We start from the raw sequence: 13,744 nt of genomic DNA on the forward strand, positions 1-13,744 counted from the left end.
TATGATTAAATCACTTACTCTTTAATTTTATATATTAGAATAGATTATTTTTGTATAATATACATAGCGAAGGTATATTAAAATGAAAAATAAAATAAAATATCTCATTATCTCTATCTTATTTGTTTCAAGTGGAATTATGTTTTTAACAACTTATTTTGAAATAAACTCACATGGCAAATCCTATAAAACAAATATCAAAAATCTTGAAAACCTTACTATCAAAGCTTATAAAGAGAGTATGGAAAAGAATGTAAAAAAAAGTATTTTATTTATGGATGTAATGTTCAATGATATTATTGAGAATAAAGAAAATATTTTAAATACTCATATAAAAAAACTTCTTGAATTAAACAAAAGTGGAAATAGTATTGATACTTTGCTAAATATATATAATAAAGACATCCTTCTAAAAAAAGGTGTATTAGAGTCTAAACCATTTGTATTTAAAGAACTGAATATAAATGATAATAAGTTCACTTTATATATAAAAAATAAAACAATTAAAAATGAACTTTTAAATAAAATAAGAAAAATATTTTATTTTGTAGATAAAAAAAATAAAAGATATATGTGGATTAATGAAATCCTAGATTATAAAGGTGGTAAAGATTATGCTATTAGAGTTCTTCATGCAAATCTAAAAGATACAGAAGGTAAAAAACTATCTACCTTAGATTATGATATTTTTGGAAATAGACCATATCTTGATGAATTAAACGGAATTAATGATAAAGGAGAGTTATTCTCTAAATACTTTTTCAAAGAGTTAAATAGTGATACAGTTAGTGAAAAAGTATCTTATTCTAAACTCTATCCTAAATTAAATTGGGTTGTATCTACTGGAATTCCTCTAAATAGACTTGAAAATATAATCAAAAATAAGCAAGCATTTTTAGAAGTAGAGTATCAAGAACACTTTAAAAAAGTAATAATACTTAACTCTTTTACTCTAATGCTATTTTTTGTACTTCTTAGTTATTTATATAGAAAAATATCAAAATTTATGAAAGAGAATTTGCTTTTAGAAAAAGAGATATTAGAAAATAAAATCAATAAAAAATACCAAAAAGAACTAGAAAAAAAAGAAGAACAATATAGATATTTAATGGAAGCTACACAAGATGGTGTTTGGGATTGGAATCTTATCAGTAATGAGGTTTATTACTCTACTAGTCTAAAATCAATGTTGGGATATACAGATGATGAGTTTGAAAGTCATTATGAGAAATGGTATGAAAAAATACATCCAGATGATAAAGCTTTAGTTGATAAAGAAATAGAATTTAATATATCTGGGAAATCAGAGTTCTATTCTGCAATATATAGACTAAAACATAAAGATAATAGTTGGGTTTGGATTGATGATAAGGGAAAAGTATTTTTTAACGAATCTGGAAAAGCTGTTAGAATGGTTGGTTCTCATAGGGATATAACAAAAGAAAAATATTACCATGACCTTATGCTAAAAAAAGAAAAACAGTTTAGCGAGCTTTTTTATAATAATAGATCAATGTTATTAGTAATGGATCCTGAGACTTTAAATATCCTAAACTCTAATAAATCTGCAGAAGAGTTCTATGGATATACTCACTTAGAATTCAAAAAGAAAAATGCCTCAGATATAAATATCAAAGGGAAAATAGCTGTTTCAAAAATTATAAATTCTGTGATAGATAATGGCTTTGGAGAAAACCTAGCAAAACACAAACTAAAATCAGGTGAAATAGTAAATGTTAAAGTATTCTCAACTCCTACAAGATATGATGGAAAAGTTGCGATTTTTGCTATTATCCAAGATGTTACAGAGGAGTTTGTAGCAAAAAAGACTCTTGATAAAACAATAAACTTATTAGAAAAAACAAAAGAAAATTTAGACTTTGCTCAAAAGCAATATCATATAGGTAGTTGGGAACTTAACAAAGAAGAGGGCACTATATTTTTATCTAGTGAGGTTTATTCTATTTTGGAGATAGAAGAGAAAGAATTATCTTACAAAGAGTATATAAACTTTATACATCCTTCTGATAAACAAGATGTTTTAGATAATTTTGATGAAGTTATCAAAAATAAAACAGACCATGAAATGAAATATAGATTACTTCTAAATAATGGAAAAATAAAATATATTAAAGAAACAGGAAAGTGTTTTTATGATGAAAATGGCAAACTTCTAAGAGTAGCGGGAACATTGTATGATACAACAAGAAATACTCTTATTGAATCAAACTGGAAAAGCTTTTTTAGCTTGTCTTTGAATATTTTATTAATAACTGATTTTGATGGGAATATTATCAAAATAAATCCAGCTTCTCATGAAATACTAGGTTATGAACCAGATGAGTTAATGGGTAAAAATCTTTTTGATTATATATATAAAACTGATGTTGAGATTTCTCATAATACTTTAGATGAGATGGTTCAAGGTAAAAATATTTATAACTTTGAAAATAGGTTTGTTCATAAAAATGGAAAAACAATATCACTAGCTTGGTCGGGGGTTGCTTCTAAAGAGAGTAACTCTATATATGCAATTGCACAAGATATAAGTGAACTAAAAAAGAAAAACTATGTATTATCCCAACAATCTAAAATGGCATCAATGGGAGAAATGTTAGGGAATATTGCCCATCAATGGCGACAACCTCTAAGTCTAATCTCTACTCTTTCAACTGGTATGAAACTAAAAAAAGAATTAGATGTATTATCTAGTGATGAGTTTTATGAAGCTATGGATAATATTAATAATACTACACAATTTTTATCTCAAACTATTGATGATTTTAGAAAGTTCTTTCAACACAATAAAGATAAAACAGAGTTTTTAATTAATGATGTATTTGATAAAACATTGAAGATTGTATCAGCGCAGTTTACAAATCATGATATTCTGATTATAAAAGATATAAGTGATACACAAGTACTTGCTTTAGAAAATGAACTTCTTCAAGTATTAATAAATATACTTAATAATGCAAGAGATGCACTATTAGAAAAAAGAGAAGATAAAAGACTCATTTTTATAAATGTATATGAAGAAAAAGAAGATCTAATTATAAAAATAAAAGATAATGCTTCTGGTATCCCTCTTGATATTATTGATAAAGTATTTGAGCCATATTTCTCAACAAAACATCAACAACAAGGTACAGGAATAGGGCTATATATGAGTGAAGAGATAGTAACTAAACATCTAGATGGAAAAATAGAAGTTGAAAATGTAGAATACTCTTATGAAAGTGAAGAGTATAAAGGTGCAGAATTCACAATCTCATTGCCTTTATAAAAGTAAATATAATGATATAATAAATTATTAAATATACTTTAGGATAAATAATGCAAGTTTCAAGAATAGCCACAAAAGAAGAGTTTGGTAGATTACGAATAGATGCAGTAAAAGATCCAATTAGTGGCTCAATGTTTGATGATTTGATAGATACCTTACAAATAGATGGTTTATCCAATGAAGATAAAACTTTATTTCAATCTATTGTATTAGATAGAAAAGTTACACAAGAAGAGTTTGATAAACTAAGTTATGAACAAATAAGTAAGTTTACTCAAATGTTAAATAGAAGTGATATGAATGGAAATTTTATTCCTGATACTTTTGTTATATTTGAAGACTTGAAAATGGCTCCTTATTTAGCAACTCCTAGTATAAGTGATGATGAAAACTATAATAAAGCAGTATTCAATGTACTAAAGAATCTAAACTTACCACAAGAAGAAGGGTTTAGTTTTATAAATGAGTTTTCAAGTATAGTAGATAATGAAGATAAAATTGCTTTTGAAAATAGATTAAGTTCTAATGCTTATGATGCAGGAGTAAGATATAAAACATACATAGGGCAAGATATGCAAGAATTCTTGAAATCTCGTCTATCTGAACTAAAAGAAGGTCTTAATAGTACTAGTGATGAAGTAGTAAAAAAAGATTATGAACGATTAATAAGTATCTATACTCAAATAGATATGCAATATAATGCAATCAAAATAAAAAATACTTCTGAACTGGAACAATATACAAGAAATACAAAACCTAATCCTATTTATAATAATGAAGTAGTTCAATTATATAAAGATATAGAAAAAGATGCTGATATTAGAGAGAAAAAAGAGTTTGAACAGCTTTTAGAAATGCTTGATGTGGATAATCTAAGTAAAGCAGAAAAAGAACTTTTTAGAGAGATTCTAGAAGATAGAGAATTATCAAATATAGAGATGGATTCTCTAAGTTATGAACAGATGCAAAAAATAAGTCAGCTAATCTCTCAAAAAGATTCAAATGGTAATTTGATGAGTGAAACTAGTATTAGACACAATAGTAGAATCTCTGCATTATTATATACAACAAGTGCTACTAAAGATGATGATTTTAATAGAGCATTATTTGATACTGTAAAACAAATGGAAGATATTCAAGATATTAATAATTTCTTGCTTCCTTTAAAAAACTATATAAATGAAAAACTAAAAGAGTATGGTTTATCAATAGAGTTAGATATGAATAAAGTACTAGATGAGGTAATATCTAGATTTGAAGAATATCATGATAAATCACTTGATGACAAATCAAAAGAGTATTATGTAAATGCTATAAAACAATATGAAGAATTTCAAGAATATTATAATGAGTTAAAAAAATAAAAGTATTTAGTTATATTATTTAAATATAATTTAATATAAATCTACCTTTCTTTTAGATTGAGTTTGTTAGAATGAATTATGAAAAATTTAAAATTTAAAATGGAAACGTTTCTTTTTGTAATGTTGCTTTTAAGTATTAATGCTTCCGCTAAACCTAGATGCGATACTGCACATATTGAAATATGTGCTCGCGAGCTAATTCAAGGAAGTATAGATAGTGGAGAACTAGTAGCACATTGGGAAAATGGAAACTATATAAATGGAAACTTAGTAATAGAATCTTCAAATAGACAATATTATTATACTGTCAAAAGTTTTCGTGGGTTTCATTGGGCAAGTTATCAAGTTGATACCTTTGGGGTTTCAGGTGTAGTATCTGAATTAAAGCGTGATCCTGGTACTACTTATTATTTTGCTGGTTCTTGGCATGGAATTAATAAGCCAATGGCTGTCCTTCCTACTCCTATTATAAATATACCAAAACCAAAACCAATGTTAGTGCCTGGAAAAACACCTACCTTAGTACCGAATATAATTCCAACTCAGAAGCCAGTATTGGTACCTGGCAAAACACCAACACTAGTACCTGGGAAGACTCCAAGTCTAAAACCCGTATTAGTGCTAGGAAAAACACCAACACTAGTACCTGGGAAGACTCCAAGTCTAAAACCCGTATTAGTGCCAGGAAAAACACCAACACTAGTACCTGGAAAGACGCCAAGTCTAAAACCTGTATTAGTACCTGGCAAAACACCAACACTAGTACCTGGGAAGACTCCAAGTCTAAAACCCGTATTAGTACCAGGAAAAACACCAACATTAGTGCCAGGAAAGACTCCAAGTCCAAAACCCGTATTAGTGCCAGGAAAAACACCAACACTAGTACCTGGGAAGACTCCAAGTCCCAAACCCGTATTAGTACCAGGAAAAACACCAACACTAGTACCTGGGAAGACTCCAAGTCTAAAACCCGTATTAGTACCTGGGAAAACACCAACACTAGTACCTGGAAAGACTCCAAGTCCCAAACCCGTATTAGTACCAGGAAAAACACCAACACTAGTACCTGGAAAGACTCCAAGTCTAAAACCCATATTAGTACCAGGAAAAACACCAACACTAGTACCAGGAAAGACTCCAAGTCCAAAACCTATATTAGTGCCAGCAAAAATAATACAAAAAATTCCAATTCTTGTATCTCATGTAAAAGGAACGGGAACTAAGTATTCAAAAATAATTGTGAAGAATTCTCACAAACAAGTTGCACTTAATTACAACTCTAAACATAAAAATATTATTTCAAATAAAAAGAGTGTTTCTGTAAAAAAAGCAAAGACAAAACAAACTGTTTCCTTGCAAATTGCAAATTTACATTATAAGAATACAAATAAAATTGACGCTAGTAATATTAATAAACACCTTATATCAACTGTTCCTGGTAATAATGTAAAACAAAATCATCATGCAATATTAATAGATCATGATAATAAAGTATGGAGATGTAAAGTTTCAGGATTAGGATATAGAAATATGAAGTCAAATGATAAAAAAGAGGTAACTGTAGGTCATGCAGAAACGATGCATTTCCGTAATAGTACATTTACACATATATCAAACAATATATCAATAAACAATAATTGTTTAATTTCAGTGAGTAAGTAATGAAAAAAAATATTTTAAAATCATTAGTAGCTAAGAGTGTATTAGGAATAGTTATTTCAAGTCAACTTTTTGCGCAAGAGAATTTTATTGTTCATGGTATTTCAAAACAACACTTAGATAAAATTGATATTTCTTCATTTGATAATATAGAAGAGTATTCATATAATATACAAAGTAGTTTAGAAAAAGATGGTTACTTTTTAACTAGGGTAGAATATTATAAGAATGATATTTATATTGATTTAGGTTCTATTTCAAAAATAAAAATCACTGGAATTTCTAGTCCAAATAAAGAGATGGTTAATAAATATATCTCAAGATTAAAAGAGGGTGAACTAACTATTAAAAGAGTTGATAAAGTTCTTACTTTAATTAATTCTATTCCTGGAGTTTCATCTACCTTTTCATTTCAAAGAGATGATAAAGATGGTACATATACTGTAATTGCATCGGGAAGTGAAATCAAACAAAATGGAAGTATTTCAATAGATAATATCCCAACAAGATTAGGAAATAGAACTAGAGTTACATTAAGTCAAAACTTCTATTCTACAATCACATCAGGTGATGCTATACGATTCCAAGGCTCTAAAGTAAAAGGTGATAGCTTATCAAGTCAAACAGGCTTTTCTATTTCTTATCAAGATGAATTAGAGTTTAATGGTGGTTATTGGGAAGTAACTTATGGAGATAATCAATCAAAAACTAATTTATATTCGCCACTTACTGGTACAACTCAAAATGATTATGATGGTAGCTATGGAACAATCTCTTTTGCTCAACCAATAATCGTATCTCATAATCAAGAAAGCTTTTTAATTGGACAGTATGAATATACTGATGAACAAACTGATACATTAGGAGATGTAAAACTTAATGTATTTAGACTTTCATATTTTGATCTATATCATACTAATGATGGAAGTAGTATTTCATTGGGTGCAACTTTGTCCCATGGCAAAAATCTAGAACATTATAATAGTAATGAAAAAAAATCTTTTAATCATCTAAGAATTGGAGGAGGGTATATTACTCCTCTTGGAATAAATAATAAAACTGAATTTAGAGCTGAGGGATATGCCCAAGTTGGGAGTAAAGATGTTGTTGGATCAGAATTATTTTTTCTAGGTAGTGAAAATTTTCTTAGAGGTTATAAACCAGGATATTTTGTAGGTGAAAGTGGATACATAGGAAGTTTTGAAATAGCTCATTCTTACGATAATTTAGTATCAGAAATACAAAGATTAACTCCATATATTTTCACAGACTATGGTATGGTCTTTAATGATAATCAAAATACAAATAATACATCAAGGCAGAAAAAACAAGAAGCATATAGTGTTGGTTTTGGAACAAAAATCTATATTAAAAATAACTTCTATGTAGAAGCATGGGTAGCTAAACCTTTAACTGATGATTACAATAACGAAGATATAAATCCATCTTCTTATGTTAAGTTACAATATAGTTGGTAAATTAGTTAAACTCATACATAAATTAATAAATATTATGTATGAATTTAGTGATGTTATTAGTCTTTATTTGAAAGTTTATGTTTTCTTTTTTTCATTTTTGATGGTAATAACTTAAGGAAAAGATAAAACCCAGTTAATGAAAGAAGTAATAAAATTATTGCAGATGGTAAGAATATCCAAAGCTTAGCTGCATCATGGAACCATGACCCATCATGTATTGATTCGATAATATCAGACCTTCTAAAGTTTACAGCAAGTACTTCTGCTGATTCATTATGTATTTGAATTTCCCAATTGTTTTTTGCTCTAACTTTTGTAATACCTTTTCCCGGTCTTACATCTAAAAGTTTCACATCTTTCCATGAATTAATTTTAGCCTCTTCTACAGTCTTTGAAACTTCTAATATTTTGTCAAATGTTAAAGTTAAATCTCTGTATTTAGTTTTCATAGTTTTTGGCTGTATCCAGGCAAACTCTTTTTTTACTTGTAGTAATAAACCACTTCCTAAAACAATAAGTAAAGGAATAATAATAACTGCTGACCCCCAGTAGTGTATCTTTGTATTAACTTTTTTCCAGTTCAATTCTCTCTCCTATGTAATTTTATACTATTAAAATATCGAAGGATTTTATCTTAAGAATACTTAAATTATATTAATAGTAATAATAGTTATTAATATTCTTAATGGTTTAAATTAATTTAAAGAGATTAACTTTTAGAATATAAATAGTATTTCTATTAAAATTAATTGAATATATAGAAGTAAAAAGTTTATGATAATGAGTTAAAAATGATAAGAATTTTGTTTTGTAAGTTATTGTGGTGCAGATAGAGGGATTTGAACCCTCACGCGATTAAGCACGAGCCCCTCAAGCCCGCGTGTCTACCGTTCCACCATATCTGCACATTAAGTAAGTTGATTTTTAAGAGTATTTAATAAAAAATCAGATGAAATAATACTACTTTTAGACTTAAAAATAACCCATAAATTATATAAATGTTGTCATAAGAGCAAAGGTTTTACCCTTTAATCTATGATTATTTTTCTCTGAAGTTTTTTTCGTTTACTGTATGTAGTATTTTTTGAGCTAATTCAGATGTATTTTCGGCAATTTGATGTGTTTCATTTGCAACAGAAGCATTACTTTGTGTCTGTTGGTCAAGTCTATTAATTACATCATTGATTTGTTCAATACTTGTTCTTTGTTCAGCCGAAGCTTCTGAAATATCAGAAATAGCATCTGTTGTTTTAGATATGTTTTCATTTAGTTTTTTATATCCCATAATCATATGGTCTGCTATTTGTTTTCCATTATCTGTTTTTTGTGTAGCATTTTCTACTAAGTCTTTTATCTCTTTTGCAGCTTCTGCACTTCTAGCTGCTAGATTACGAACCTCTTGTGCAACTACTGCGAAGCCTTTACCTGCTTCTCCTGCTGTTGCTGCTTCTACTGCTGCGTTTAGTGATAAGATATTTGTTTGGAATGCAATTTGATCAATAACAGTAATTGCATCAGCAATAGCTTGAGTTTGCTCATTTATTTCATCCATAGATACTACTGTTGAGTTAGCTAATTGCTGACCTTTTTTGATTGACTGAGATAATTCATTTGAATGATCTGACATCTCAGATATTCTACTTGTATTATTGATTACTGTTGATGTTATCTCTTCAAGTGCTGCTGCTGTTTCTTCTAGTGATACAGCTGTTTCATTTGATGATTTATTTAATATATCAACATTTGTTAATAGTATTTTCGAACTATCATCTAATGCTAATCCATTCGCTTTATTTTCTTGTAACATTTTATTGATTATGTCACATAGATTATTTAAACCTCTAGATATATTTCCATCTGGATTTTCAATATTATTCACAAAGTTTAGTTTAGAATACTCTTCTAATTGAGCTAAAATAGGATTAATATCACTATTAACATTTTCATTAATAGTTTCAATCATATCATTTAGAATATCTTTTAATTCCTCTAATGCTTTATTAGAAGTTGAGTTCTGCACTTTTATATCAAGCTTTCCAGCTTGTACGTGAGAAACTACATCTTTTACATTATTGATTAATTCTCTGTCTTGTTCAAGTCCAGAAGATATTACTTCCATTTCTTTATCAACCATACTTGCCATATTTCCAAACTCATCATTTGTTTTGATATTTAGTTTATTAATATGTGATTCTTCACCTTTTAAATATCTAAAGAAAAAGATTAGACCATTTTCTAATTCTTTAATTGGAGCTAATATTTTTAGAAGAGCATAGAAAATTATTGATAAGATAATTATTAGTAAAACTGCATATAAAAGAATCTCTTGAATTACATTTTTATCAATCTCTTCATATATTTCATCTTTATCAAGTTCAAGTACAAGTTTCCAACCAGTAGTATCAATAGTGCTATATGCTACTAGTTTTTTAACACTATTTTCACTTGCTTCTCCAAATGAGTCTTTATTTGTAGATTTAATTTGAGCAAAAAGTAAATCTTTTTTGTTGTATAGTTTTTCATCTTTATGAATAATTATCTTGTCATTTCCGTCTATTAAATATGCAAGACCTTTTCCTTCTAGATTTACTTTTAAAATTGTATCAACAATAGTATCAATAAAAATATCAGAACCAACAACCCCGATTGTTTTACCATCTTTAACTAGTGGAGCAAAGATTGATACTACAAGTTTTTTAGTATCAAAATCCACATAAGGAGCAGTAACTCCGCCTTTACCTTCTCTTAGAGCTTGTTTATACCAATCTCTTTTTCTCGAATCATAATCTGTAGTTTGTGGTGTTCTTTTTTGTCCATTAGAACCTAAGAAGTTACCATTTTTTTCTACCCCAATAAAGAATAAAGCAAAGTTACCCGCATTAGTTCCAAGCTGTAATTTTTTTACTATATCTTCGTTGTGAATATCAAAACTATCATCTGTAGGCATTACATCTCTAATTGCCTCAGCAATATCAATTTTTGATTGTAAGTAACTATTAATAAATTTTGAAGTCTCTTTTGCTAAATCAGATTCTTGATGTTTTATTAGATTATATTGTGCTGTGTAGTTATTCTGAGCATTATAGAATCCAAGTATAGAAAATGATACGACTATACTTATTAATATTAATATTAGAAGTTTTGTTTTTATACTATTTACTTTCATATTAGTCCTTTTTTTGACACTTTAACATTATTTTAGCACTTAAAAGTGGCATTTTGGTGTAAATTGATATTATTAAAATAAATATGAGATATGAATATAATTAAGTGAGAGTTGAAATTATTGTTAGAGAAAATAAGGCAAAAAAAAAGGCCAAGAGAAAAACTCTTGACCTTTTTTATAATTTATAAGTCGTAGCTTATAGATTACCCTAGGAATGGGTTTGCATATAATGCAATCATAGCAACAACAAGTGCATAAATAACTTGTGCTTCGATCATCGCTAAAGCAATGAACATAGTTGTCATTAATTTTCCACCTAAACCTGGGTTTCTAGCAGTACCAGCAATAGTTGCAGCAGCAGTGTTACCCATACCGATAGCACCACCAAGTGCAGCAAGACCAAGACCAATACCTGCAGCAACTACAGAGTAAGCTTTTAATGTTTCATTTGCAACTGCACCATCAGCAGCGAAAGCAGCACCAGCGATAGCTAGCATTAATAGAACGATTTTTTTCATTCATGATTCCTTATAATATATTATGTTCAAAGTCCGTTCGGATAGCGTAACCAATTCATAAGAATTAGCAATAACTACATAAATGCAATTATTTCCCTACTTGTCACTTTGTTCGCGTGTATTTTATCTTAAAGAAAATTAATTATAACTTATGAAAAAATAATAGAATTGGTATTTATATTTCCATAAACTTTTTACTATAAAAAATAAAATACATTATTTGTAACACTATTATAACTTAGTAAAAAGATAAAAAACAATTTTGTTATTTTTTAAAAATATCAAAAAGTATATTCATAAAATAATATATTAAAAGCCCATAGAATTAATATTAATTTGATAAAATAACCAGCTTATGTGAAAAGGAAAAGTATGTTCAGTAAATTTAGAGTTTCAACAAAAATCATTTTACCAATTGTGATTATTTTAACAATTGGTAATGTCGTGACAAATTATATAACCACCCATCAAATGAATACTTTGGCTAAAAATAGTGCAAAAGAGTCATTAGAGATGTTAACGAACTCTATTTTTATTACATTGCGAAATGCAATGAATACAGGTGATCCAGCTGTTATTAAAGAAGCTGAAGAAGAAAGCCGTGCTGAAATCAAAGGTCTTACAAGTCTTATTGTTGCAAAAAGTGAGAAAACAATAGAGATGTATTCACCTGGTTCAGCCTATACAAATGATAAAGAAACTTTAGAAACTTTTGAAACAAAAGAAGAACAAGTTCAAGAAATCTTCAAAAATGACTCTCATTATTTAAGAGTTTTAAAACCTATGATTGCAACGCAAGAGTGTTTATTGTGTCATGCTAATCAACAAGAAGGTGATGTTATTGGAGTTATTGATGTAACTTTCTCACTTGATGAAGCAGATGCCACAATTAGCGAAACAATTAGTGAAATATTAATGACATCATTAGCATTCATTGTATTTACAATTTTAGTGGTTTGGTTAGTTGTTAAAAGAACAACATCTCCTTTAAAAAATCTAAAAGATGAATTAGAAATATTTTTCTCTTTCTTAGCCCATGAAAAAGACTATATAAAACCTTTCAAAGTTCATAGTATGGATGAAATTGGAGAAATTGTTGTAAGTTTAAATGAAAATATAGCAAGAACAACAAAAGGTTTAGAAAAAGATGCAGAAGCTATTAAAGAGAGTGCAATAGTATGTGAGGAAGCCTCAAAAGGTAATCTTCATGTGAAAATTAATGCTACATCAAATAATCCAGAGATTAATAACCTAACTTCTATTGTAAATAATCTTCTTTCATCTCTTAGTTACAATATTGATAGAACTCTTACAGTTTTAGATTGTTATTCTAGTGATGAATACTCTAAAAGAATAGATTCAAAAGGTTCAACAACTGGGGAAGTTAAAAAACTATTTGAACAAGTAGATTTCTTAGGAGAAACACTTACAAGATTAAGCACTCAAAATCTTAAAAATGGTAAAGCTTTATATGATTCATCTTTAGTTTTCTCTCAAAATGTTCAAGAATTAGCACACTCATCAAAAGATCAAGCTAAATCATTAAATGAAACATCAGATGCTTTAAGTGAAGTAACTCAAAATATCCAAAACACTACACAAAGTAGTAAACAAATGTCACAACTTGCAAATGAAGTAACAAAATCTTCAAAACAAGGTCAAGAATTAGCTTCAAAGACTGCAATTTCTATGGATGAAATAAACCAAAAAGTAGAAGCAATTAATGAAGCAATTACTGTAATTGACCAAATTGCATTCCAAACAAATATCCTTTCATTAAATGCAGCAGTTGAATCTGCAACAGCAGGAGAAGCAGGAAAAGGATTTGCAGTTGTAGCAGGAGAAGTTAGAAACCTAGCGGCAAGAAGTGCAGAAGCTGCAAAAGAGATTAAAGATTTAGTTGAAATTGCAACATCTCAAACACAAATGGGAAAAAGTATTGCCCATGAAATGATTAAAGGTTATGAAGTATTAAATGAAAATATTAGTGATACTACAAAACTTATTGATTCAGTTGCAAGAGATAGTAATATTCAAAGAGAAAAAATAGAACAAATAAATGATTCTATTAATCATATTGATGAAGCAACACAACACAATGCAAGTATCGCAGCAGATACGAATATAATCGCTCAAGAAGCTAGTACAATCGCACAAAAAATTGTGGAAGATGCAAGCCAAAAAGAACAAAAATAACTACATTTTTTTAGAAATGTAGTTTATTTATTCAAGTGAAATAATTTATTTATTTTGTTATAATAAAACAAGTTATA

At 28.3% G+C, this 13,744-nt stretch carries 8 protein-coding genes and 1 tRNA gene; 5 read left to right on the forward strand and 4 right to left on the reverse strand.

Features of this window, described 5'->3' with window-relative positions:
* Positions 1 to 82: 82 nt before the first annotated feature.
* The 4 genes from ALEK_RS04235 to ALEK_RS04250 all read left to right on the forward strand — a co-directional run bounded on the left by ALEK_RS04235 (position 83) and on the right by ALEK_RS04250 (position 7,787).
* A complete protein-coding gene (locus ALEK_RS04235) occupies positions 83 to 3,286 on the forward strand; it encodes a PAS domain-containing protein (protein WP_071627418.1) in 3,204 nt (1,067 codons plus the stop codon).
* A 50-nt stretch (positions 3,287 to 3,336) separates the two neighbouring features.
* Positions 3,337 to 4,650, forward strand: a complete 1,314-nt coding sequence (locus ALEK_RS04240; RefSeq protein WP_071627417.1) for a hypothetical protein — start codon at positions 3,337 to 3,339, stop codon at positions 4,648 to 4,650.
* Positions 4,651 to 4,728: 78 nt separating this feature from the next.
* On the forward strand, positions 4,729 to 6,312 hold the full coding sequence (locus tag ALEK_RS04245) for a hypothetical protein (RefSeq protein WP_071627416.1): 1,584 nt from the start codon (positions 4,729 to 4,731) through the stop codon (positions 6,310 to 6,312).
* A complete protein-coding gene (locus ALEK_RS04250; protein ID WP_071627415.1) occupies positions 6,312 to 7,787 on the forward strand; it encodes a ShlB/FhaC/HecB family hemolysin secretion/activation protein in 1,476 nt (491 codons plus the stop codon). The genes ALEK_RS04245 and ALEK_RS04250 overlap by 1 nt, the downstream gene beginning before the upstream one ends.
* Before the next feature lie 56 nt (positions 7,788 to 7,843).
* Here ALEK_RS04250 and ALEK_RS04255 read toward each other — a convergent pair whose 3' ends face one another.
* The 4 genes from ALEK_RS04255 to ALEK_RS04270 form a co-directional block, all read right to left on the reverse strand.
* Complete coding sequence (locus ALEK_RS04255) at positions 7,844 to 8,371, reverse strand: PepSY domain-containing protein (protein WP_071627414.1); 528 nt, start codon at positions 8,369 to 8,371, stop codon at positions 7,844 to 7,846.
* 237 nt (positions 8,372 to 8,608) lie between these two features.
* Positions 8,609 to 8,692: transfer RNA gene (locus tag ALEK_RS04260), tRNA-Leu, on the reverse strand.
* Positions 8,693 to 8,826: 134 nt separating this feature from the next.
* Positions 8,827 to 10,953 (reverse strand): methyl-accepting chemotaxis protein, encoded by a 2,127-nt coding sequence (locus ALEK_RS04265; protein ID WP_071627413.1) that lies wholly within the window; start codon positions 10,951 to 10,953, stop codon positions 8,827 to 8,829.
* 203 nt (positions 10,954 to 11,156) lie between these two features.
* Entirely contained in the window at positions 11,157 to 11,471 is a 315-nt protein-coding gene (locus ALEK_RS04270) for a F0F1 ATP synthase subunit C (protein WP_071627412.1), read from the reverse strand.
* 372 nt (positions 11,472 to 11,843) lie between these two features.
* Between ALEK_RS04270 and ALEK_RS04275 the strand changes: the two genes are divergently transcribed.
* Complete coding sequence (locus ALEK_RS04275) at positions 11,844 to 13,667, forward strand: methyl-accepting chemotaxis protein (RefSeq protein ID WP_071627411.1); 1,824 nt, start codon at positions 11,844 to 11,846, stop codon at positions 13,665 to 13,667.
* The last annotated feature ends 77 nt before the right edge of the window (positions 13,668 to 13,744 follow it).

Source organism: Poseidonibacter lekithochrous (assembly GCF_013283835.1).
GTDB lineage: Bacteria > Campylobacterota > Campylobacteria > Campylobacterales > Arcobacteraceae > Poseidonibacter > Poseidonibacter lekithochrous.

Coding starts and splice junctions, on each gene's coding strand:
- ALEK_RS04235 (WP_071627418.1), top strand. CDS start 83: ATGAAAAATAAAATAAAATATCTCATTATCTCTATCTTATTTGTTTCA.
- ALEK_RS04240 (WP_071627417.1), top strand. CDS start 3,337: ATGCAAGTTTCAAGAATAGCCACAAAAGAAGAGTTTGGTAGATTACGA.
- ALEK_RS04245 (WP_071627416.1), top strand. CDS start 4,729: ATGAAAAATTTAAAATTTAAAATGGAAACGTTTCTTTTTGTAATGTTG.
- ALEK_RS04250 (WP_071627415.1), top strand. CDS start 6,312: ATGAAAAAAAATATTTTAAAATCATTAGTAGCTAAGAGTGTATTAGGA.
- ALEK_RS04265 (WP_071627413.1), bottom strand. CDS start 10,953: ATGAAAGTAAATAGTATAAAAACAAAACTTCTAATATTAATATTAATA.
- ALEK_RS04270 (WP_071627412.1), bottom strand. CDS start 11,471: ATGAAAAAAATCGTTCTATTAATGCTAGCTATCGCTGGTGCTGCTTTC.
- ALEK_RS04275 (WP_071627411.1), top strand. CDS start 11,844: ATGTTCAGTAAATTTAGAGTTTCAACAAAAATCATTTTACCAATTGTG.